Here is a 21839-nt window from a genome sequence, read left to right as displayed (position 1 = left end):
GCCTGTTGCTCTCAATGGCATCAAGTGCCAGAGATTCGCTCGCCTTCAGGAGGGTGTTCTTTCACGGTAAAAGGTAACCCCTGGGTCCGACGCCTGCTTTGCCAGTTCGCGCACGCGGCCAGTCGGACGCGATGTGCTTTCAAGTCCAAGTTCGAGGCGCTTCGCTTGCGACGAGGGCATAAGCGCGCCATCGTCGCCATCGCCCACAAGATTCTCAAAACGGTCTTCCTGTTGATCAGCCGACAGACGCACTACCGGGACTCGGCAACCGACTTCGAAGCCCTATCTGTTGCACGCAACGCCCCTCGCTGGTTGAAGATGCTCAAGAAGCACGGTTTTATCCCCGCTGCCGCCTGAGCTACTCTTCCCGCCTGTTGCTCTCAATGGCATCAAGTGCCAGAGATTCGCTCGCCTTCAGGAGGGTGTTCTTTCACGGTAATGACTGGAGAACTCTCATGGCTATTGGTGCAATGGTGTCCGGCTGCCTCATAGGTATGCCAACAACAATGGCCGCAACTGGGCCTCGTAGAGCGCCTGCGAGGCGGGTTTGTGAAAACAGTGCTTAAAAAACCGCAGGACTTGGCGGCTCACCTTGGAGGTGTAGCGGAATACCGGGGCAGTCCAGTCGGGGCGATCGGTCCCGTCGGTCGCCGAGGTCTGGCGCCGGTCCTGCTTGCGCAAAGCCTTCTCGTCCACGATTCCGTGCTGCCCCATTCTGTAGTGCACCAGCAGGGCCACCAAGAGGCTGGTGACAACGGCCAGGCGGACCTGATTCTCGATGGCCGCCACACTGGCGCCCCATGCCTTGGCGAGGCTGAAGTCGTTCTTCCATGTGTCGAAACATTTCTCCTCCTCCCAGCGGCGGGAGTAGAGGAAGGCGATGACGCCGGGCGCGAGGTCGAACTCGTTGGTCAGAAACTCCACGAGATGTCCTCGTCGGCTGCGGAAGGTGATCAGGCGCCAGTGTTGGCGGGAACTGAGCAAGGTGATGCGCAGATCGTTGAGCACCCCGTCGTTGGCCGGGACATCCTCGATCTTTAAGGGCTCGGTGGACTCGACGCACAGGCTGCTTTTCATGCGCGTGATCATGGTCACGCCCAAGCTCTTTTTCCGGTCATCCCAAAACGTCGCGTCGATGAAAGCGCGGTCGACCAGCCACAGCGCGCCCTTGTCACGGGTCATGGCCTGCGCGGATTGGTCATAGTCGCGCAACAGAGTGATTTCGTGGCGACTGCGGGTGTCGACGTGCACGTCGGTGGGGCAACCCAGGCGCACGTCGTAGAAGCTCAACAGCGCGTGCCCCTTGGGATTGTCCGTCCCGCCCTGGCGGGGCGTACACCGCCCGTAGTGGGCGCTTTCGCTCTGATAGGTCCCATCCATTGCATACACCGGCCGTCCTTGCAGGGCTGGGAATTGCGCCAGGCGATCCGGCAGCGCGGCCCGGGCCTCGGTGAGCAACGGCGGCATCGCCGCCTCCAAGACCGTGCGGCGGCGGCGCGAGGACAGCGCGTCCGACCAGGTGGAACGTGCCAGCGGGACGCGCTGCGCCGTCCCCGGCTCGCAATGCAGCAGCGACTGCACCTGCTCGCGCAGGGTGCGCATGCCCTGCAGGTGGCGCAGCACCCCCCAGGGCCTCCGCACTCGGATAGCATAGTGCTTGTTGTCATACTCGATCAGCGGAAAATCGTTAACATTCATGGGCTTATGACAACCACTTGTAAACCCTGTTGAAATCAGGTCTACTCTCGTCTTTTGGACGAACGAAATGACTGTGACGACGGGAGTGAGCCTGATGTGCTGCTTGAGGGAAGTGGACGACCCGCGCAGACCCAGCAACGGGACGCTGCATGACTTCCAGGAGATTTTGGTGATTGCCATGGCAGGGGTACTCTCGGATTGTGACACCATCGAAGACATCGCCTACTGGGGGCGCCGGAAAGAAAAATGGCTGCGTGAATTCCTGGTGCTCAAGAACGGGGTTCCCTCCACGGAGACGTTTCTGCGGGTGTTCCGAGCGCTTGACCCGAAGCAATTTGAGGTCGCGTTTCGCCGCTGGGTGGCCGGGGTGGTCGGCGCCTTGCGAGGCAGCGTCGCGTTCGATGGCAAGACGGTGCGAGGTTCCGGCAGTGGTGGCGAAACCGCGATTCACATGGTCAGCGCCTTCGCTACGGAATTGGGTATTGTCCTCGGCCAGGAAAAGGTCGCCAGCAAGAGTAATGAGATCACCGCCATCCCGGAACTCCTCAAGGCACTGTATATCAATGGGTTGCTGGTCACCATCGACGCCATGGGCTGCCAGAAAACTATTGCTCGGCAGATCACGGATCAAGGCGGTGACTACCTGCTGGCGGTCAAAGGCAACCAGCCGACGTTGCTGGAAGCCATCGAGACCGAGTTCATCGACCAGTATCAATCCGAGGCCGTTGATCGCCACCGTCAGGCCCGCAAGTCCCATGGTCGAATCGTCGGACAGATCGCCTCGGTCTTGCCTGCGCAAGGACTCGTTGATCTGGCCGATTGGCCGAAGTGCCAGACGATCGGCCTGGTCGACTCCCTGCGCAAGGTTGGCGACAAGGAATCGAACTTCGAGCGACGCTACTACATCAGTTCTCGTGCCTTGACCGCCGAAGAGCTGGCGGCCGCGGTGCGAGGCCATTGGGGCGTAGAAAACCGCCTTCACTGGGTGCTCGACGTCAGCTTTCGTGAAGATGCCAGCACTGTACGCAAGGACAACGCCCCACAGAACCTCTCCCTCTTGAAGAAAATCGTTCTCAACCTGATTCGTCTGGATACGACCGACAAGACTAAAGCCAGCTTACGCTTGAAGCGCAAAGGAGCTGCTTGGGATGACGATGTCCGGATGACGATGCTGGGCCTCACACCGCTATGACAGCCGAGTGCGGAGGCCCTGCAGCACCCCCAGGCCGATAAAATCCGCCATGCTCAACACTCGCGATACCGCGTCGGTACCGCGCACCTGCGCCAAGGCACGAGCCATCGGCGCCAACAATTCACCCAAGACGGTTTGGTTCATGAGGCTATCCATGACCGCAGTTAATCGTTCGGTATCCACAAGACACTCCAATAAGCTGTTGTTTATACAGCCAAAATTGCGAGCAATTTGCCAAACCTTTGTCAAGTGTTTTTCGCATTATTTTAAAAATATTTTTGCCGCCTCAATATCCGCGCCATAGAGCACGTCGATTTCGAACCTGCCGCTTTTCTATTAAATACTCAAATTATCCGCGTATAACACGACTGCGACGCCGCCTTGTGGTGGATTACCTGCTTCGGCCAAAATTCAAGCCGGACACCGTTGCTGGTAACGTTGTTCCCATTCAACGCGCGTGAAGCCACGGCCGAATAGTTTTGCAAGATCTCGGGAGATTTCGACGATGTACTCCCCAGTCTCGTTGTCGGTGGCGCCGCGGGGCAGCAAGGAGCCCCAGAAAACGCGTTTGTTCCCTTGATTGATGCAGACCGATGTCGCTGTTAAGTGATTTAGGCGGGAGAGCAGCCACTTGTGTTCATTGCCTCCTGTCGATCGGCCGATGATCTTCAGAAGACGGTGTCGGCTGAAGCGGACCAGGTTGCCTTCGTGCACGCCGCGCGCGAAGTGCATGATGCCTTCAAAAATATCAATGTGGTCTTGGTCGAGTTGGTGTCCGGTGTAAGTGATGTCGAAGCCGGTTTGAGACGGAATGAGCGCATTGTCGTAGGTTTTGCGGGGGAATTTGTCATCGATCGCGGCGAACAGAGCTGAACGGCTCAATTCGTTCGGAACACCCATGTCTTTGTCGGGCCACAAGGCGAGCTGATGCATTTTCGCGGCTTCACGCTTATCAAGCGTCTGTCGCATAAGTTCAAGGCTCGTTTCGAGCTTTTTAGTGGTCATTTTTTTACCCCCCCTGCTCGCCTGACTGTCCTTGGATGTCTATGTGTCTATGTGTATGCATGTATACACTTATACTCGTATATTTTATATGGCTTAACTGTCGCGAGCTTCAAGAATTCGACCGAGTCTTGCAATCTCCGGCTTTCCCTCTCTGGCAAAAATGGTGTTCAGCGCGTCGGCCAGTAATTCTTGCAAGGTGATTTCCCCTTCAACGGCAATCATCTTCAATTGCTTGTGTACTTCCGGGGCGAAGAAACCTCCGATCAGCACTTGCCCCTTGCGGGCACCGGGGCGGTTCTGCCCACGCCCCTTGATGGCCGGCGCAGCCGGTGGCGGAGTGCTGGGCGCGGTGAATTTCTCAAGCCCGCGCGCGAGTGGGTTCGGCTTGGCCATGGTCTGCCTCCTTTTTTAATTTGTCTATAAGATTACGCGTAAACTTGTATAACTGTATAACTTCGGCTGCGGCTTTGCCGGAAGGGTCGAATTCGGTGGGGCCTTGGCCTATATTGGTGGCGTGCATGTGTGCGGCGCGCTGATGAAGCACCGTTGGCGCAACGGTGAAGCCCATGTTCCGAATGGCGGCGGCGGTCTGTTGGGCGGCGGAGCCCTGCACGGGAGCCTGATTGATGACGACTAGAGAAGGAGGCCCACCTGCCAGTTTGAGCAGGTCGCGCACGGTCTTGAGCGTCTCGATATCGAAGAGATGCGGGCGAACGGGTATCAAGACTAGATCGGCCACGCGCGCGGCTTCTGCGGCCTCTTGCGAGGCGTGCGGCGGTGTGTCGATCAACAGAAGTTCGACGCCTTGAGACAACGCCGCGGCAATCGCTTGTTTGATGCGGGCGACGGGCGAGGCAACAACCCAAGGTGTTTCGGCGTCGCGGCGGTCAGTCCAGTTGGTGGCGGTGGTTTGGGGGTCGGTGTCGATGACGGCGCTGTTTTTTTGTCCTGCATGGCGGCAACAGCCAAGCCAAGCGCAAGCGTTGTTTTCCCGGCCCCGCCCTTTTGCGCGATTACAGCAATTATTTGCATGTATACACCTATAGGATCATATAAGTCTACAAGACTAGAGGTATTCGCGTAGACCGTCAATCAATTCGGTCAACTACCTTGAGCACCTCCAAACAGTGCACCAGGTAAACGGCATGACCAGCCCGGACTTCCGGCGTGATCCCGAGATCGGTGCACAAGAAAGCCGCCCCCAATTTGTCACAAGGCTTGTGACAAATTGGGGGCTACGGTTCGCGTAGGCCTGGAAGGGGTCTGCGGTGCAGTGGATTGGGGTTGTAAGCTCAAACCCCAGCAAATTTCGTGAGGCAATTTTTTCCGTCTTTCTGGGGTCAGCTCACGAAATGGGAAAAATCGTACGCTAAGCCTCACCGAGCACCCGCAGCGGCCGGAACTTGCCCTGCTCGGCGTGTTTGTTCTGCCGCCAGATGTAGTCGCCGGTCAGGTTGATGTGCTCCCAGCCCAGCGGCGAGAGATGCCGCAGCAGCCTCTCGTCGATGTCCTTGCCCGAGTCGCGCAGCGCCTGGATCGTGTCCCTCCGGCAAGTCTGCCTAAATTCGCCAAGAGACTGGGCTGGAAGGCGTCACGGAAGAGATCGGCTGCATTTTCCACTTACGTTCCAAGGCCGGCTGGCTTACCTTGCGAGGCATGCAAACGACGCTGACCTACCGCCACCGGGCGATTTCCGAAGACGACCTCGTGTTCATTCGCCAGTTGATCGCCGATCATCCCGGCTTGAGTCGCAGGGGTTTGTCGAAACGATTGTGTGAGGCCTGGAATTGGGTGCAGGCCAATGGCGCGTTGCGCGACATGGTGTGCCGCGGGATGATGCTGCATCGCGAGGGGCTGATCGCATTACCGCCGGTGCGCAGGGTGGTGCGCAATCCGCTGGCCGATCGCCGGCAGCCGGCGCGGGTGAACGTGGATGAGACCCCCTGCACCTTGACGCTCTCAGGAATTGACCCACTTTTGCTCACGAAACCGGACCCGCCTAGTCGTCATGGCTGTGCGCACGAAAATGCCGCGCACACAGCCATTCCCGAGCGTACTCGCCTCTACACGGCGTCAAGGGTACGCTGCGCCGGGCTGCAAAAACCGCAGCCCGCCCTTGACCCCGCTCCGAGGCGAAAACCTGGGTGTTGGCGCGCGCCAACGGTGGGTCAATTTCCGTGAGCGAAAAAGGGTCAGTTTTCGTGAGCGTTGAGGCCTGCAAGCGATCTTCGCTGAGCTTGGGCCGCTGGAGGTGCGCCAGGTTAGACGCACCGCTGATGAGCCCTTGTTCAACAGCCTGCTCCAGCATCACCACTATCTGGGCTATAGCCAGCCGGTGGGCGAGCATCTGAAGTACCTGGTTTATGCCCGGGGCCGACCAGTCGCCTGCTTGGCGTGGTGCTCGGCGCCGCGACATCTGGGCAGCCGTGACCGATTCATTGGCTGGGGGGCGCAGGCACGGCGGCAGAACATCCGGCTGCTCGCCTACAACACGCGTTTTCTGATTCTGCCCTGGGTCACCGTGCCGCATCTGGCCTCGAACCTGCTCGGGCACATGGCGCGCCGGCTGTCCGCCGATTGGCAGTCGATGTACGGGCACCCGATCTACTTTCTCGAAACCTTCATTGAGCCGCAGCGCTTTCGCGGCACCTGCTACCGCGCCGCCAACTGGCAGGTCCTGGGAACGACGACCGGGCGTGGCAAGGACGCACCGACCTACGCCGCCAATCGTTCGATCAAGGAAGTGCTGGGCTATGCCTTGGTCAAGGACTTTCGCCAGCGACTGTCGCAGGTGAGCGGATGAGAGCGCCCGAGCACGTCACTGCCACCCAGGCGCAACTCGACGAACTTCTGGCACTCGCCGGGCCGACGTTCCCGGCACCGCAGTACGAGTTACTCAAGCAGGTACTGTCGACCTTCAGCTTCGTGATGCAAGCCTTGCAGAATGCGAAGACGTCGCTGGCGCGCTTTCGCAAGATGTTGTTCGGCGCCACGACCAAGCGCAAGCGCAAGCGCAAGCGCAAGTTGTTGGACCAGACTGGGACGGTCTTGCTGCGCTTCTGGTGTCCAGACGACCCTCACGGGCGATTCGTCACATTGGCACGCCGTGCGGAAAACTCGGCTTCAACCTCATCGTTCGATCGCCCCTGCCCGGCACGCATCGAGGCCCGGCCGGCCTCGACCTTGTGGCGCAGGAACTCATCGTAGTCCCGTGCCTCGCGCTGGCGGCGAACAAACTCGCGCATGAGCTCGCGCAGCACCTGCGACGCCGGGCGGTGGGCGGCTTCAGCTTCCGCCATGAACTCGGCACGCAGCTCGGGTTCCAGCTTCATCGTGAAAACGGCTTCTTTCGACATGATCAGGTCTCCTGTCAAAGGGTACTAACCAAGTATATACATGATCATTACAGCGCGTGCCTCGCAAAGTGCAACAAGGCGAGTTGTGCTGTATCAGCCGTGCCGGCAAACATCTGCTTGGCAACAGCTCGACATGGTCGCGGTACTCTTGATAACATATTTTATCAATAGTCAGATGCAGCTTACGAAGGAGGCCGACCCGCGCCGGATGTGTTGTCAAAGATTGACAATAATTGACAATGCGGATAGTTATGATGCGACATGACCACTGGAGACACTCATGACGATGAACATCAACCTGACCCCACAGTTGGAACAGCTGGTGCGCTCGAAAGTGACCTCTGGGCTGTATAACTCCGCCAGCGAGGTGGTGCGCGAGGCTTTGCGGCTGATGGAGCGCGAAGACCAGTTGCGCGCGGCGGCGCTGGCGCAGCTTCGGCAAGACATCCAGGCCGGTCTTGATAGCGGACCTGCGACGCCGCTCGATATGGAAGAGATCAAGGCCGAAGGCCGCCGTTTGCGCGCGGCGCGGCTTGCGAGCACCGGTGAGCAGACCTGACGATGCCTCGTGTCCTCAAACGGCCGCTTGCCTATTCCGACCTAGCTGAAATCTGGTCGTTCATCGCAGATGACAGCGCGGACGCCGCTGACCACTTTCTCGCAGTCCTGGAGCAAAAGTTCAGGCTGCTGGCCATGCAGCCGCAGATGGGGCGGTCGCGGCCGGAACTTATGCCAGAGCTGCGGAGCTTTCCGGTCGGTCGCTATGTTGCTTTCTACTTGGCCATGGCGGACGGCATCGACTTGTTGCGTGTTTTGCACGGCGCGCGCGACATAGGGGTACATGATTTTGAAGACGACAACCTCGAATGAAGTGACCAACCCACTGTCAGCGCCGGCGACCTCCGCCGGCCGGCTGCTGACTGCCGACCAGTTTCAACGCCTGGCCGACGTCCCCCCCGAGATCGAATGGTTCGCCAATCTCGGCAACAAGGCCACCCGTCGCGCCTACGAAAACGCCCTCGGGGATTTCATGAAGTTCGCCGGCATCGTGAAACCCGAGGAATTTCGCACCGTCACCCGCGCCCATGTCATCGCCTGGCGCGACGACCTGGTGCAGCGCGCCTTGAGCGGCATGACCGTACGGCATCGTCTGGCAGCGCTGTCGTCGCTGTTCGAGTCCCTGTGTGAGAAGAACGCCGTGACCCATAACGAATAAGGATAGATCGTGCGAAGCCACGATCTGATCCGTTTGTTGGACGAGCCCGGGCCGGAGCGCTGGGCGCGCCCTCTGCAAATATCTTTTTTGGATTTACCCCGCAGGCATGAATGCCGAAGGGCGGGGAGCGGGCCGTCGCCGCGCGCTGCGGCACCGTCAGCGAAGATCGCGCAAATCCGGCCGTTTTGGCGTCCCGGCCACTGAACTCCGGGCGACCCCGTCACTCAGCTTGGGGAAACTGAAGTCCCAAAGGCGGCCGGACAGCGCTGTGAAGGCGGCTTACACGATCAGGCAGCGATCGCGACGAGCGGTGGAGCAGCGACGAAGGCGGGCGATGTTGATCGAATACGCGTCCGGACAATTGACATCACGGAGCCACAGCACGGGCAAAGCATCGCTGGCCGCTCCTTGCGCGGCGGCGTGAAGCGGCTGGGATCGAACTTCAGCAAGCGGTGCAGCAAACTGATCAGGCGCTTGCAGTTGGCGTGCAGGAAGCCGAAATTGCGGGCGCGGCGAAAGCCCTTGGGTAGCACGTGCTGGAGGATCAGCCAGAGGAAATCGGCGCCGGCTAGCGAGCGCTTTTCCGACTTGCCGGTTTGTGCGTTGCGGTAGCGGAAGCTCACCCGCCCATCCTTACAAGCGAGGATGTCCTGTTCACGGATGACGCCGCGGTAGAGGTAACGACCGAGGTAGATCAGGGCCTTCTCGCCGCTGCCCACCGATTTGCAGTGCGCTACCCATTCCCGCGGATAGGACGCCGGCAGGCAAATGCCGGCCGCCTCGATCGCCGCCAGCATTTTGGCCCGGAAGACCTTGGCCATCGCCTTCTCGTTGAACAGGTAGGTGCCGTTCTTGCCGCGCCGCTTGCGTCGCCAGCGCTGCTTCGCGGCATCGATCGCTGCCGCGGGGACGACGAGATGGACATGCGGGTGGAAGTCGAGCCGACGCGAGTGCGTGTGCAGGACCGCGATGGCGCCGGGCGTGCCCTGCAACTGCCGGTCGTTCTGACTGAAGCGGTGCACCGTTTCCCAGGCACAGCGCATCAAGCCATCGAAGACGACGTCGGCGTGCGCCGCAGCGAGCCCGCGCAATTCGGCCGGCAGCGTGAAGGTCAGCAGAAAGTAGTCGGCCGGGACGAGGCGCTCTATCTGACGTTCCAGCCATTGCTGGCTCTCGTGGTGCTGGCAGTGCGGGCAAAGGCGATGGCCGCAGGAATGCGGAACGAGTTTTTGCTGATCGCAGCCTTCGCACTGGAGCTGCATCATCGGGCTGGCCGGGCCGCGGCAATCGCGCATCGCCGAGAGTGCCCGAAGCTGATCGAAGCTCAGGCGGTGGCGAAATTGCGTCATGAAGTCCGCTTCGAATTCGGCAATGACAGAGCCGAGGCGGATCATCGCGGCGTCCCCTTGCTCAGACAAAAGCGGTCCATCAGCGCGTTGATGCGGTCGATGGCGTGATGCCGGGTTTGATCCGTCAGATGGGTGTAGCGAACCGTCGTGAGAATCGAGTGATGGCCGAGAATGCTCTGCACCTCGGTGAGCTCGACGCCCGCCTCGATCAGGTGCGTGGCATAGGCGTGACGCAAACTGTGCGGCGAAATGTTTTTTTTAGCCCGCAGGATTCGACCACCGCCCGCAGTGCCTTCTGAACGCCGCTGCGATTGAGCGGTGTCCTGGCGCTGCTCGCACCTGGCAAGCCGCCGCGGCGATTGGGAAACAGCAGAACGGGATTACGGTGGCGCTGCCAGAAACAACGCAGGAGTCGGTAGGTGGCCGTCGGCAGCGGCACCAGGCGATCCTTGTTGCCCTTGGCATCGCGGATATGCACCCGCCCGCGCGCGCCGTCGATGTCGGCGACCGTCAGCCGTAAGCCTTCGCCCAGGCGCAGGCCGAGACTGTAGAGGGTGAAGAAGAAAACGCGGTAACTGAGCACCTGCGTGGCCAGAAAAATCCGCTCGGTCTCCTCGACCGTGACGATGTCCGGCAGGCGCAGCGAGCGCGGCGGCTTGATCAGACCGGGCGCCACCCAGGGTTTCTTCAGCACGTGCTCGTAGTAAAACTTGAGCCCGTACAGATCGAGCTTGAGCGAACTCCAGGAGTGCGTCTCACGCAGGTCGGCGAAGTAATCCAACAGGTCGGCCTCGCTCAGATCGTCGATCTGATGAGCGAAGTAATCTCCCACCCGGCGGACGGCGCGCGAATACGCGTCGATCGTCTTCGGCTGCAAGCCCTTGAGCTTCAGGTGCTTCTGGTGCAGCTCGTAGTTCGTGTCAAAAATCGTCGTTGCGACAGCGGACATCTCTTCCATCTTGCGGTAACCTCGCATTCGTCATGAACGTCCCTCGGATGAGGGGCGAGGTCACATCTTGAGTCAACGCGACGACAGCACCGGGGTTTCCTCCGCGTAGCGGCTTCGTCCAACACCGCAGCCCGCACGCCGGTCTCGCCGGCATGACGCCGTTGGCGCGTTACCAGCAGGACCTGTCCAGGATTCGTCCGTTGGGGCCGTTGGCGGCAAGCCTCGATGCCCTGTTCCAGCATCGCGTCACGCGACTGGTCAGGAAGGATGGCACGGTGTCGTATCAGGGACAACGCTTCGAGGTGCCCTTTGAACTGTCGGGCAAAACGGTGTCTCTGGTGGTCGATCCGCATACCGAGACGGTGATCGGCGTCGAGGACGAGCAAGGGGAATCGATCGGTGCGGCGACGCCACTCGATGCGCTGGCCAATGCCACGCGCCAACGACGCCAGCCTGACCCAGCGGACGCTAGCCCTGCCCTTGCCCCACAATAAGTGCTGGACTTTTCAAGGCGGGTCGGCCATCCTGACGGGATGGAAAAACAACATCAGATCAAACGAACGCTGGCCCAATCAGACGCGATCGAAGCCAGCCCTGACGCATGACCTCCCCGAATCGACAGCACTTGCCGGTTACGCCCACTTTCGCCGCCGAGGCGGCCAGATGGGGGTTGGCTAGCGGCAAGGGAGCGCTTGCGGCGCGGGGGTTTGGTGTTCAGTCAGTGGGACAGGAGAGGTCGAGGGAGCTCCGTTACGATCGCCAGGCGAGCCTTTCCCGGCGCGGGGTGCGCCGCGCTTGGGAAGATGTGTTGGGCAGGCCTGGGCAAGGTTATTCGAGTTGCAGCAGGAACGGTTCGGCGAGAAGCAGACGCAGGCGTGCTGGGTCAAGCCAGGGCGCAGCACAGGAATTACGGATGAAGGCGATGGCGCCGCGCACACCGAGTTCTTGATACAGGTTGCGTAACTGCCGGGTGAAACGTGCCAGGGTATTGAACACATGCGCCAGGCGCATGAGGAGGTGATAGCCTTTCATGGCATTCCAGTCGAGGGCAAAGGCATGCTCGTAGTGGTAGCCCTGATGTTTTTCGACGAGGAAGCCCGCTTCGATGCCCCAACGGTGGCGGGCACCGAGGTTGCAGCGCTCATGGACATTGTCTTGTCTGAGCGGTTGGCTGGAGAGCCAGGCGTGGCGCGATGTTTCGGTGACGGTCCTGGCCTGTTCATCGATCTTTTCCCAGCTTTCCTCACAGACCACCAGGTTCAGCTTGAGACGCTGACGCCCGTTGGCCGCGAAGGCGTAGTCGATGTCGTTGACCCAGCTGAAGTGTTGTCGGCGCCTTCCCCAAGCGCGCTGCACGGCTTGTGGCTTCAGGGCGTGGAGTGCGCGGAACTCCTGCCAGACCGTGGACAAATCCTTGTCCTTAAGCACGATCATGAACTGCCAGTGGGCGCGCAAGCAGCGCTGCATCACCGGCCCGTTGGCGTAAAGGCCGTCGAGCAGGAGCAGGATCGGCAGGCGGGGGAACAGCGTCTTGAGCCGGTCGCTCAAGCGCACAAAGCCGCGCAGCTCGCAGTCCTGCTTTTGCGCTTCGGTATCGCCCAGCGCGTGTTCGAGGAACTCGCTGAGCAGTGGGACGACCAGGCCGTTGTGGAAAGCCAGGCTGGCCTCGAGGACGTAGACGAAGTACTGGGTGTGGCGGGTTTCCTCCTTGCCGACGGTGCGCTGGAGGAGTTCCTCCGCCCAGAGGGTGTCGCCGGCGACCTTCTGCGAGCCGTCGATGGCGATGGGGTAGCAGTGGTTGATCAGATAGCGGCGGAAGCTCTTGCCGCGGATCAGCCGCTTCACCAGATCGACGTGGGCCTGCTCAAGGTGGTCAAGGTCGATGTCGCGCAGCAGCCGAAACAGGGTGTCGGCGTGTGGCAGGGTCTCGATCTCCGGGAACAGCAGGTGGAGGTTGGCCATGAACTGGGGACGGGATATTTCGCGGTTGGTCTCGCGCCGAGAGGAGAACTGAAAGACGAACATCAGCAGACCGTAAAGCAGCAGCGCGGTCAGCTTGTGGCGGCGCTTCCTGGGGTCTCTCGGGTCGGGAATTTGTTCCAGTTGCTCGAGCAAGGCGGGTAGCTCTTTGCGCAGGAGACGCGTCTTTTTGCTCACGGCGTCCTCGCGGGCCTCCCTTTCCTCGCCGACGGTCGCGAAGGCTGAGCATCGGTTGGGCAGAGAAGTGGGGGAGTGGAGGACTTGTCCACTCGCGCGCCGTTTCGCGTTCAGTGCCTTTTCCTGCCGTTTCTTCTCTGAGCGCAGCTCCTTGAGGGCAGCGCGTGTCGGGCGACGGCAGGGTTTGCTCATGGCCGGGAGCTCCCAGGGGCGGCACACAGCCGGTCGCGACAATCGGCGCTCAGCGGTTTGAGCCACACCTGGCGGGGCGTGCTGCGATACGACTGGCCGGGGCGGGCCAGCCCGCGCCCGCTGGTTGCCCCGAGCAACTGCCAACCGGCCGCGCGGTAACAGGTGCCGGTATAGTGACGAGGATCGACGAAAGTCTCCAGCAACAGGGGCTCGAAGCCCCAGTGATCGAGCCAGTCCGCGCGTGCGCGGCGCGCGAGTTGTCCGAGCACATGACTGGCCAGATGCGGCACCCGGACGTGGGGAAAGATCAGGAAGCGGCTGTTGTTCACCACCCGCGCCAGGTTCTCGCGGCGGGCCTGGGCCGTCCAGCCGATCCAGCGGTCGCGCACGGCGACCGCGCGGGCAGCGCCGGCCAGCAGGACGCTGCCGAGCCGCCGGTCGCCCGCCGTGATGAAGTAGCGCAGGCGGTAGCCGAAGGCCCCCTGGAAACCCAGTGGGTGCCAGCGCGCCACCAGCGCATCCCACTGCGCCACCAACGCCGCGTCGCGAACGACTTCCAGGCAGACCGGTGCGAGTGCCGACAGGGCGCAGTGCACGGGAAGCTCCCCGGTGACCGTATCTACGGGTGCCGCGGGCGGCGCGCAACGGCGTGCTGACGACGGCCTTATCGCCGGCAGTGTCAGCAGCCCGGCCGCCTGCAAACGCTCCAGAAACTCCAGGCAGGCGCTGATCTTCGCCGTCCCTGTCAGAGTGGTCCACCCCAGGTGCTCGCAGACCGTCGCCGCCAACTCCTTGCGCGCCAATCCCGGCAGCCACGCCACCGTCCCGCACACCTCGGCGATCTCCGCGGCGCTGAATACGCGACCGCAGTGCACCCACTCCCCTTCGCTCGTTGCAACCACCACGATACCTCCGGCTGAAACGTGGACCAATGACCCTCCACCTATCCTGCCAGAAGTCCCCCCGGCTGTCTAGCTCCCTTGTGCGAAACCTTTTTTGCCTGCCCACCGCAACGCCTTGCCAGTACTGGGCTGGCGCAGTCATGCTTCAGCGCTGGATCGAAGCGATCTGCAGCCTTTTGGATAGCCGTGCTGATTCTACTCGTTCGGCGTTTGTTGGCGCGGTGTGCGGGCACTTCGGTTTTGTCGACGCGCGCGGGAAAGCACAAACCAGTGGCTGTATAAAGGCGCTGCGGGAGTTGGAACGTGGCGGTCACTTTGTCCTTCCCAGCGCACGGCCGCGGGTGTCGGTCGAAGGCCGCCGACCACGGCGCCTGGGACAGCCGGTCGAGGCGCCGAGCGGTGTACCGGCGCAAGCGGAGGCGGTTCAGGAACTGTCACTACTCCAGGTTGAAACGGTCGATCAGATGCGGCTGTGGAACGAACTGCAGATTTCCTGATCCCGGCCGGGAATGTAGGTAGAATTCCGGAATTGCACGTGGCACTTTATTTTGACGGCCATGATTTTCTTATGGCATAAACCAAGCTTCGCTAGGAGTGCAAGGAGGAGCAGACGTTGAGGCAATCGTGGCTTCCAGGGTTTCCGGATGGTGCGCAGAAAGTGGGAGAAGGGTTGGCGATTCTGGAGAAGGATGGCCAAGCGATCTACTTTGTTGGGGGAGACAATTACTTCTCGCACCCCGTAGGAGACGACGCTGGCCGCAGGTTCGCTCTGACCAGCCTGATGGAGAACGGGCACGTCAAGGCGGTCGAACTGGAAAGGCCACCGCTGTGCATCCCGCACCGCACGCTGATGAACTGGGTGGGACAAAGCCGCAAAGCCGGGCCATCGTCTTTCTTTCGACCGGCGGCGGCGAGCCGGCCGCGGATCATGACGCCGGACAAGAGTGCCGAATGCGCGCGGCTGTTGAGCGAGGGAAAGCGTCCTGCCGAAGTGGCACGGCAGGTGGGCGTCCAGGAGTCGACGCTGCGCAAGGCGATCCGGCGCCAGGGCGTGCCGCAGTTGGCCGCCTTGCCGCAAGAGGCAGGGGAATTGGAAGCGGCGAGCACCAAGAGTGAGCGCAGCCGGGCGGATGCGGAAGCCGCCGCGGGGATGGGCACCGCCTGCACGCGCGCCGACGAGCGGATCCAAACGGCGCTGGGATTGGCGACCGGTGCGACGACGCGCTTCGAAGCGAGCCACGATGTGGCGATGGGGGGGCTGTTGGCCGGCTTGCCGGCCTTGTGCGCGAACGGGCTACTGACCGGCCTGGATCGCCATCTCAAGCTGCCCCGGGGATTCTACAGCGCCTTGCACATCCTTCTCGTCCTCGGCTTCATGGCCCTGGGGCGAATCAAGCGGCCGGAACATCTGCGACAAACCTCGCCCGGAGAACTCGGCAAAGTCATCGGCCTGGACCGGGTACCGGAAGTCCGCACCCTGCGGGAAAAGGTCCATCTGCTGGCCAAGACGGGTGACCCGGCAGCCTGGATGCGGGATCTCGCGAAGCTCTGGATGGAAAGCGAGCCAGAAGAAGCGGGTTACCTGTATGTCGATGGTCATGTTCGGGTGTATCACGGCGAGCAGGCCAGGCTGTCGAAGCGCTACGTCTCGCGCGAACGCCTGTGCCTGCGGGGCACCACCGACTACTGGGTTAACGATGCCCTGGGTCGCCCGTTCTTTGTGGTTTCGCAGCCGCTCAATGACGGACTCGCCGAGACCCTGCTCAAGGACATCGTCCCCCAACTGCTGGAGATTGTCCCGGGACAGCCGACGCCGGCCGAACTGGACGCCGACCCGACCCTGCACCGGTTTGTCATGGTCTTCGATCGGGAAGGGGCCACCCAGAGTCTCCTCGGCAGACTCTGGAAACAGCGCATCGGCGCACTGACCTACCGCAAGAACGTCAAGGACCTCTGGTCCGAAGAGGTGTTTCAGGAACAGGAAGTCCATCTGCCGGCAGGCGGCAGCACCGGGATGAAACTCGCCATGCGCGAAACCCGACTCGGCACAGGCGATGGCAGCCTGGCCGTGAGCGAAGTTCGTCGGCTGACCCAGACGGGACATCAAACAGCCGTGATCACGACCGCCCGGCAACTCGGAAACACCACCATCGCTGGGCGGATGTTCGCCCGTTGGTGCCAGGAAAACTACTTCGCGTACATGATGGAACATTATGATATTGATGGGCTTATCGAGTACGGAGACGAATCTCTTCCCGGCACTCACCAGGTCGTTAACCCCCGCTGGCGGGAACTCGACAAGGCCGTCAGGCAAACCCGCCAGAGCGAAAGAAAACTGCAGGCCGCAATCGCCAGGACGGCCTTGAACGACGGCGGCGAAATCCAGAAAAACGCCGAGTCTGTCGAAGCACTGCAGGCCGTTCAGGAGGAGCTCAAGCGACTTTGCGCGGCGCGCAAGGCAAGCCCCCGAAAGGTGACGATCGACAGTCTGCCCGAGGCCGAGCGACCGACCCAACTGCCGCCGCTGAACAAGATGCTCTGCGATACCGTGAAAATGGTCGCCTACCGGGCCGAGACCGCCATGGTGGCGCTATTGCGCCGCCACTTGAAGAAGGAGGACGACGCACGTGCGCTCATTCGCGAATTGTTCGTTTCTTCCGCTGACATCGAACCGAACGCGCTAGCCAACACCCTGACCATCAAAATTCACCGGATGGCCAGCCCAGCTCATGATCGCGCTATCGCCGCGCTCCTCGAGGAACTCACCCTGCAAGATTTTCCGCATCCGGAAACCGGGGCAAGAATGACCTTCACTCTTGTCTGAAGTGCCAACCCGGTTTCCTCCGAGATCAGGAAATCTGAACTGATGCTGAGCGAACATCCGCAGGGGGCCGGACCGCTGGTGGGGGCACAGATACGCTATCTGATCGGCTCGGCGCATGGTTGGCTGGGTGGTCTGGGATTTGGTGCCGCCGCCCTGCAACTGGCGGATCGAGACCGCTGGATGGGCTGGGACGCTGCGACGCGCCGGCAACAGTTGCACCGGGTGGTGGGCATGAGCCGCTTTCTGATTCGGCCGTCGGTCGCTTGTCACAACCTGGCCTCGCACGTGCTGGGCATGGTTCTTCGTCGCCTGGGCGGGGATTTCCAAACGCAGTACGGGTATCGGCCCTGGCTGGTCGAGAGCTTTGTCGACAGCGCGCATTTTGCCGGAACCTGTTACCGGGCGGCGAACTGGGAGGCCATCGGGCAAACCCGAGGTCGAGGCCGCCAAGACCGCGCGCATCAGAAGAACAAGACGGTCAAAGCGATCTACGCCTATCCCTTGGCGTCGGACTGGCGCAGCCGACTGGGGCTTCCCGAACCGATCGGCCTACCGGCGCTGACGATCGCCGAGGGCCTGGAGGGCAACGCGTGGGCGGCGCAGGAGTTTGCCGGGGCCGCACTGGGGGATGAGCGGCTCAGCCAACGCCTGGTCGATAGTGCCTGCACGCTGGCGGCGATGCCCGGACGCGCGTTCTCCGGCGCGGCACAAGGCGACCGCGCCGCGGTCAAGGGGCACTACCGGCTGATCGACCAGGCCGCTGACTCGGCCGTCACCCTTGAAGCGATCCTGGCACCGCACCGCCAACGGACCCTGCAGCGGATGAAAGCGCAGGCGACGGTCCTGTGCATCCAGGATGGCAGCGACCTCAATTATTCCGGACTCGCGCAATGCGAGGGCTTGGGGGTGATCGGGAGCAATCAGACGGGTGCCCAGAGTCGGGGGCTGCACCTGCATTCGACGCTGATCGTGAGCACCGAGGGCCTGCCGCTCGGCGTTCTGGCGGCGCAGTGCTCGGCGCCGATCGCCACGGCGAAGAACGAGCCGCCGGGGGCGACGCCGGTGCCGATTGAAGAGAAGAAGACCTTCGCCTGGATTGAGGGCTTGCGCACGTGCAGCCAACTGGCCAAAGAGCTCCCCACGACACGCCAGATCTGTGTCATGGATCGCGAGGCCGATTTCTTTGAACTCTTCGATGAGCAGCGCCAACGCGCCCGCGTCGATCTCTTGATCCGAGCCCAGCATGACCGCTGTACCGGCGAGGCCCTGCGTCTCTTCGAGTCGGCCAGACAAAGCCCGGTGCAGGGCCGCTTGAATATCACGGTGCCTCGGCAAAGTGCCCGAGCGAAGAAAAGCAAGCAGAAGGCCCGTGCGCCGCGAAAGCAGCGCTGTGCGGCGGTCGCCTTGCGCTATCGGCGCGTCGATCTACCGCCACCACTCGCACACAAGGGGAAGGCGCCGATCACGCTGTGGGTCGTGCACGTGCGGGAAACCGCTCCGCCAGAGGATGCCAAGGCGCTTGAGTGGTTTCTGCTGACGACACGCGAAATCACGACCGTCGAGCAGGCACAGGAGTGTCTGCGCTGGTACTGCCTGCGCTGGCGCATTGAAGACTGGCATCGCGTCCTGAAGAGCGGGTGTCGCGTCGAAGCCCTGGCGCATCGAAGCGCCGAGCGATTGCAACGCGCCATTGCCATCCATCTGGTGATTGCCTGGCGGATCATGTTGATGACCCTGCTCGGCAGAGAATGTCCCGGGCTTCCCCCTGACGTCCTCTTCTCCGACCTCGAAATCGAGGTGCTCGAGGCCTATGCTAAAAAAAAGACTGCCTCAGCCCAGACAGTTGGGTGATGCCGTGCGCCTCGTCGCTCGCCTTGGTGGTTACCTGTTACGTCCGGCCCTAATCCAGACTCCTCGGCCCAAGCTTTTCGAGGTTGAAACGATGGCCGAGTCCCATGCTGCAACCGGAAGAGTGATCCCGGCGGCAACGTGGGATGAAGGCCCTACCGAGGCGGCAGCAGCGGCAACCGCCAAGACTCTTCGGGATCGTACAGATTCATCTGCCGCTGGTGGTAGCGGCGTAGCTGTACGGCATAACGGCTTTCACAAGCGACGGCGAGCTGGTGAAGGAACTGACTGAGCGCGGCAACGCTTTCATCGGAGAGGCCGTCGGGGAATAGCGGCTCGGCAGAGCGGCGCTTCATCGCAATTCCTCGATCGCCAACTGCAACAGATCGTCCGGCAAATGATTCAAACCACGCGGCACCGCCAGGCGCATCGCCGTGCGCAGAATTCGCCCGGCATGCCGCGGCAAGCCCTTGCTCGCCTGGCGCAAGATCTCCAGGCCTGAATCGCTGAGCAGCGTACTGGTACAACCGGCACTCTTCAGGCTGTGCTGGATCAGCTGCGCGAAGCGCTCGCGTTCGAGCACCGGCTTGAGCTGCACGCGCACCTGAATCCGCCCCGCCAGCGCCGCATAAGGCGCCCGCTCCAGCGTTTGCGCCAGTGTTGGATGACCGATCAACCAGACCGCCATCACATCGCGCGTATCGAAGGCGAAGTTGAGGAAGGCCGGCAAATCCCGAAAGAACTCCGGCGGCAGATTCTGCGCCTCATCGATGATCCACACCGGCATCAGCTGACGGCTATCGACCAACTGCAGAATCCGCTCCTTCAGATCGCGCCACAGCTGCGCCCGCCGATACCCCGGCTCGACACCCAGCGCCCGTGCCAGACCGCGATAGATATCCAGCCGACCAAAGTCGGTCTCCGCCTGATAGATCACCTGATAACGATGCGGATTCAGGCCACGGGTCAATTGGCGCAAGGCCGCCGTCTTGCCCACCCCGGGTTCGCCGGTGATCAGGCCGACGCCCGGTGAGTGCAACAACCACGCAAAGCGCTCGGCCAACTGTCCCAGCGTACCGTCATCCCACAGCTCGGCCGCTTGCTTGCCCAGCGGCGGATGCCGCAAACCAAAGTGCTGAAGGTCCACCTCACTCTCCTTCGGGGTCGTAGTACTGCTGATAGATCTGCTCGATCAGATTCGGGCCGCTCGCCCCTTTCTGGGGCGGGCTAGCGTCCGCTGGGTCAGACTGGCGTCGTTGGCGCGTGGCATTGGCCAGCGCATCGAGTGGCGTCGCCGCACCGATCGATTCCCCTTGCTCGTCCTCGACGCCGATCACCGTCTCGGTATGCGGATCGACCACCAGAGACACCGTTTTGCCCGACAGTTCAAAGGGCACCTCGAAGCGTTGTCCCTGATACGATACCGTGCCATCCTTCCTGACCAGTCGCGTGACGCGATGCTGGAACAGGGCATCGAGGCTTGCCGCCAACGGCCCCAACGGACGAATCCTGGACAGGTCCTGCTGGTAACGCGCCAACGGCGTCATGCCGGCGAGACCGGCGTGCGGGCTGCGGTGATAGACCTGTTCAAGCCAGGCCCACAGGCGAGCATTGAGATCGTCCAGGCTGGCGATATGGCGCTCATCGAGTTCGCTGAGAAACTGATCGCGGCAGCGGCGGTGCCAGCGCTCCAACTTCCCTTTGCCCTCGGGCGCGTACGGCCGACAGTGAATCAGGTGGATGCCCAGCCGGGCGCAGATCCCTTGCAGCGTCTCGGCGCGGTAGGCGGCGCCGTTATCGACCACCAGCTTGAGCGGAATGCCGCGTTTGAGCACCGCCTGCTTGAGCACGCCTTCGATATCCAGGGCGGTTTCTCCGGGGCAGAAGGCGCTGTGCGTGAGTAGCCGGGAGGCGTCGTCGAAGAGCGATACGAGATAGCTCTTGGCGAGTTTGCCGTCGATCGGCACGCGTGGGCCGTGCATCACGTCGCCGTACCAGATCGCCCCCGCTGTCGCGGCGACGAAGCTGCGTTTCTCCTCGGGCAGGCTGGCCGAGCCGGTGATCCGTGACAGGCCGTGCTGCTGCAGCAGACGGTGAATGGTCGACCGGGCCAGGCGGCCACGGGCGACGGTGCCGGTGGCTTCGAGCAATTGTCGAATCTGGCACAGCGAGCGCCGCGGGTTGTCGCGCTTGGCGGCGAGAATGGCCGCCTGGGTGGCGGCCGGGAGCTTCGACTGCCCGCGGTCGGCGCGTGGCTTGGGCGTCAGGCCGTCAAGCTGGTGGAGGCGCCAGGCGTAGTACCACGCCTGAATCGTCTTCTCGCTCAGATAGCGCCGACGGCTGCCGGGGATGGCGTACTCGCGGCTGGCCAGCTCCCGGAGGAGCTGTTGCAGTTCGCCACGTTCCAGCCGCTCGCGGCTGATCAGGGGACCGAGGACGGACAGGCGAAACAGGGCTTTCGGATCAATCGGGTTCATAACCACTCCTGGTGATAAATCGGAGCGGTGATCAAACCAGAACGGCCGTTCTAATGACAGGAGCAAACTGTGTGAGGTCCCCGCCCGGGCGGGGACCTCACCGTCTGCCGCTCGTTCGGAATCAGTTCATCACGGGACGCTGATCTCCCGATCAAGCCAGGTCATGGCCTGTGCCAGGCCGATCGATTCGAACACCCGGCGCCAGAAAGCGCTGCCGTCGACCGTCCGCCCGAGGTCGGCAAAGCGAGCACGCAGGTGAAACTCGAACAGCAGGCGGCGCTCCTGGAGCCAGGCCCACCAGCGACCGGCGGTGCGCCGCTCGGGCGCCGCGCCGGGTGCGCCGGGGCGATCGGGCGCACCGCTCAGCCGCTGTGCCAGGACCGCTTGCTGCACTGACCAGTCATACCAGCGGCGCGGCGCGATGCACGCCGGCAGACGCGAACACGTGCGCCGACATCCAGCGCAACAGTAGCGGCAGATCGGCACCGGATTGAGTGAATCCTGCCCGGCTCGCCGGTCGGCCTTGCGCTCGTAGTGCCCGTGCTGCCAGAGAATCTTCAGGCCGCAATGCGGGCAGCACGGCGGGCGATACGCTTCGGGGGTTTGCTTGATGGCCTCAAGATGCTGCTCGATCGTCTCGATGCCGGCTACAATTCGCTGCATGGGCTGGGCGC

At 62.2% G+C, this 21839-nt stretch carries 24 protein-coding genes and 3 pseudogenes; 11 read left to right on the top strand and 16 right to left on the bottom strand.

The window, feature by feature from the left end; genetic code table 11:
• Positions 1-69 precede the first annotated feature (69 nt).
• A pseudogene (locus tag QZ656_RS00945) lies at positions 70-357 on the top strand (IS110 family transposase); the annotation flags it as partial.
• A 129-nt stretch (positions 358-486) separates the two neighbouring features.
• Here QZ656_RS00945 and QZ656_RS00940 read toward each other — a convergent pair.
• Entirely contained in the window at positions 487-1878 is a 1392-nt protein-coding gene (locus QZ656_RS00940) for a transposase (RefSeq protein ID WP_291991629.1), read from the bottom strand.
• Here QZ656_RS00940 and QZ656_RS00935 point away from each other — a divergent pair.
• Positions 1793-2890, top strand: coding sequence for an ISAs1 family transposase (locus tag QZ656_RS00935; protein ID WP_291991628.1), 1098 nt, complete (start codon positions 1793-1795; stop codon positions 2888-2890). The two genes, QZ656_RS00940 and QZ656_RS00935, sit on opposite strands and share 86 nt — an antisense overlap.
• On the opposite strand, the gene QZ656_RS00930 is transcribed toward QZ656_RS00935, so the two are convergent.
• The 6 genes and pseudogenes from QZ656_RS00930 to QZ656_RS00910 all read right to left on the bottom strand — a co-directional run.
• Positions 2885-3034, bottom strand: coding sequence for a hypothetical protein (locus QZ656_RS00930; protein WP_291991627.1), 150 nt, complete (start codon positions 3032-3034; stop codon positions 2885-2887). The two genes, QZ656_RS00935 and QZ656_RS00930, sit on opposite strands and share 6 nt — an antisense overlap.
• Positions 3035-3301: 267 nt before the next feature.
• Positions 3302-3895 carry a plasmid replication initiator TrfA gene (trfA, locus tag QZ656_RS00925; RefSeq protein WP_291991626.1) on the bottom strand — a complete coding sequence of 198 codons (594 nt, stop codon included), beginning with the start codon at positions 3893-3895 and terminating at the stop codon, positions 3302-3304.
• 93 nt (positions 3896-3988) lie between these two features.
• Positions 3989-4288, bottom strand: coding sequence for a ribbon-helix-helix domain-containing protein (locus QZ656_RS00920; protein WP_291991625.1), 300 nt, complete (start codon positions 4286-4288; stop codon positions 3989-3991).
• Entirely contained in the window at positions 4254-4685 is a 432-nt protein-coding gene (locus tag QZ656_RS00915; protein ID WP_291991624.1) for a ParA family protein, read from the bottom strand. The genes QZ656_RS00920 and QZ656_RS00915 overlap by 35 nt, the downstream gene beginning before the upstream one ends.
• Complete coding sequence (locus QZ656_RS24005) at positions 4682-4927, bottom strand: hypothetical protein (RefSeq protein ID WP_366522067.1); 246 nt, start codon at positions 4925-4927, stop codon at positions 4682-4684. The genes QZ656_RS00915 and QZ656_RS24005 overlap by 4 nt, the downstream gene beginning before the upstream one ends.
• A 337-nt stretch (positions 4928-5264) precedes the next feature.
• Positions 5265-5426, bottom strand: a pseudogene (locus tag QZ656_RS00910) (Tn3 family transposase); the annotation flags it as partial.
• 125 nt (positions 5427-5551) lie between these two features.
• On the opposite strand from QZ656_RS00910, the gene QZ656_RS00905 reads away from it, so the two are divergent.
• Both QZ656_RS00905 and QZ656_RS00900 read left to right on the top strand, forming a co-directional pair.
• Entirely contained in the window at positions 5552-6076 is a 525-nt protein-coding gene (locus QZ656_RS00905; RefSeq protein ID WP_291991623.1) for a hypothetical protein, read from the top strand.
• A gap of 34 nt (positions 6077-6110) precedes the next feature.
• The gene (locus QZ656_RS00900) at positions 6111-6698 is read left to right on the top strand and encodes a Druantia anti-phage system protein DruA (protein WP_366522090.1); all 588 of its coding nucleotides are present in this window, start codon (positions 6111-6113) and stop codon (positions 6696-6698) included.
• A gap of 274 nt (positions 6699-6972) precedes the next feature.
• Here the strand turns inward: QZ656_RS00900 and QZ656_RS00895 are convergent, their stop codons facing one another.
• Positions 6973-7251: an antitoxin of toxin-antitoxin stability system gene (locus QZ656_RS00895; RefSeq protein WP_291991622.1), complete on the bottom strand. Its 279-nt coding sequence runs from the start codon at positions 7249-7251 to the stop codon at positions 6973-6975.
• A gap of 280 nt (positions 7252-7531) precedes the next feature.
• Here QZ656_RS00895 and QZ656_RS00890 point away from each other — a divergent pair, with 280 nt between their 5' ends.
• The 3 genes from QZ656_RS00890 to QZ656_RS00880 are packed head-to-tail and all read left to right on the top strand — an operon-like array spanning position 7532 to position 8467.
• A complete protein-coding gene (locus tag QZ656_RS00890; protein WP_291867145.1) occupies positions 7532-7810 on the top strand; it encodes a type II toxin-antitoxin system ParD family antitoxin in 279 nt (92 codons plus the stop codon).
• Between the two features lie 2 nt (positions 7811-7812).
• Positions 7813-8121, top strand: coding sequence for a type II toxin-antitoxin system RelE/ParE family toxin (locus QZ656_RS00885; RefSeq protein ID WP_291991621.1), 309 nt, complete (start codon positions 7813-7815; stop codon positions 8119-8121).
• Between the two features lies 1 nt (position 8122).
• Positions 8123-8467: a site-specific integrase gene (locus tag QZ656_RS00880; RefSeq protein ID WP_366522066.1), complete on the top strand. Its 345-nt coding sequence runs from the start codon at positions 8123-8125 to the stop codon at positions 8465-8467.
• Between the two features lie 287 nt (positions 8468-8754).
• On the opposite strand, the gene QZ656_RS00875 is transcribed toward QZ656_RS00880, so the two are convergent.
• Together QZ656_RS00875 and QZ656_RS00870 are read right to left on the bottom strand one after the other, a co-directional pair.
• Positions 8755-9861 carry a transposase gene (locus QZ656_RS00875; RefSeq protein ID WP_291991620.1) on the bottom strand — a complete coding sequence of 369 codons (1107 nt, stop codon included), beginning with the start codon at positions 9859-9861 and terminating at the stop codon, positions 8755-8757.
• A pseudogene (locus QZ656_RS00870) lies at positions 9858-10765 on the bottom strand (site-specific integrase). The gene QZ656_RS00875 and the pseudogene QZ656_RS00870 overlap by 4 nt, the downstream one beginning before the upstream one ends.
• A gap of 161 nt (positions 10766-10926) precedes the next feature.
• On the opposite strand from QZ656_RS00870, the gene QZ656_RS00865 reads away from it, so the two are divergent.
• Positions 10927-11259, top strand: a complete 333-nt coding sequence (locus tag QZ656_RS00865; protein WP_366522065.1) for a Mu transposase C-terminal domain-containing protein — start codon at positions 10927-10929, stop codon at positions 11257-11259.
• Between the two features lie 334 nt (positions 11260-11593).
• Here the strand turns inward: QZ656_RS00865 and QZ656_RS00860 are convergent, their stop codons facing one another.
• Complete coding sequence (locus QZ656_RS00860; protein WP_291991619.1) at positions 11594-13114, bottom strand: transposase family protein; 1521 nt, start codon at positions 13112-13114, stop codon at positions 11594-11596.
• Entirely contained in the window at positions 13111-14019 is a 909-nt protein-coding gene (locus QZ656_RS00855; protein WP_291991618.1) for a DUF4338 domain-containing protein, read from the bottom strand. The genes QZ656_RS00860 and QZ656_RS00855 overlap by 4 nt, the downstream gene beginning before the upstream one ends.
• Positions 14020-14156: 137 nt before the next feature.
• Between QZ656_RS00855 and QZ656_RS00850 the strand changes: the two genes are divergently transcribed.
• The 3 genes from QZ656_RS00850 (at position 14157) to QZ656_RS00840 (ending at position 18691) form a co-directional block, all read left to right on the top strand.
• Positions 14157-14513, top strand: coding sequence for a hypothetical protein (locus QZ656_RS00850; RefSeq protein WP_291991617.1), 357 nt, complete (start codon positions 14157-14159; stop codon positions 14511-14513).
• 173 nt (positions 14514-14686) lie between these two features.
• Positions 14687-16840 carry a helix-turn-helix domain-containing protein gene (locus QZ656_RS00845; RefSeq protein WP_291991531.1) on the top strand — a complete coding sequence of 718 codons (2154 nt, stop codon included), beginning with the start codon at positions 14687-14689 and terminating at the stop codon, positions 16838-16840.
• A gap of 42 nt (positions 16841-16882) precedes the next feature.
• The gene (locus QZ656_RS00840; protein WP_291991616.1) at positions 16883-18691 is read left to right on the top strand and encodes an IS4 family transposase; all 1809 of its coding nucleotides are present in this window, start codon (positions 16883-16885) and stop codon (positions 18689-18691) included.
• 152 nt (positions 18692-18843) lie between these two features.
• Here QZ656_RS00840 and QZ656_RS00835 read toward each other — a convergent pair whose 3' ends face one another.
• The 4 genes from QZ656_RS00835 to QZ656_RS00820 all read right to left on the bottom strand — a co-directional run bounded on the left by QZ656_RS00835 (position 18844) and on the right by QZ656_RS00820 (position 21828).
• Positions 18844-19044 (bottom strand): hypothetical protein, encoded by a 201-nt coding sequence (locus tag QZ656_RS00835; RefSeq protein WP_291991615.1) that lies wholly within the window; start codon positions 19042-19044, stop codon positions 18844-18846.
• The gene (locus QZ656_RS00830) at positions 19041-19835 is read right to left on the bottom strand and encodes an ATP-binding protein (RefSeq protein ID WP_291991614.1); all 795 of its coding nucleotides are present in this window, start codon (positions 19833-19835) and stop codon (positions 19041-19043) included. The genes QZ656_RS00835 and QZ656_RS00830 overlap by 4 nt, the downstream gene beginning before the upstream one ends.
• Before the next feature lies 1 nt (position 19836).
• Positions 19837-21165 (bottom strand): DDE-type integrase/transposase/recombinase, encoded by a 1329-nt coding sequence (locus tag QZ656_RS00825; protein WP_291991613.1) that lies wholly within the window; start codon positions 21163-21165, stop codon positions 19837-19839.
• 129 nt (positions 21166-21294) lie between these two features.
• Positions 21295-21828: a DUF6431 domain-containing protein gene (locus QZ656_RS00820; RefSeq protein WP_291991612.1), complete on the bottom strand. Its 534-nt coding sequence runs from the start codon at positions 21826-21828 to the stop codon at positions 21295-21297.
• Positions 21829-21839 lie beyond the last annotated feature (11 nt).

Origin of the sequence: Candidatus Accumulibacter sp. ACC003 (assembly GCF_907163085.1) — a bacterium.
Taxonomy (GTDB): Bacteria; Pseudomonadota; Gammaproteobacteria; order Burkholderiales; family Rhodocyclaceae; genus Accumulibacter.
Note: the sequence above shows the minus strand (reverse complement) of the source record. Positions and strands in the feature narration are given on the sequence as shown.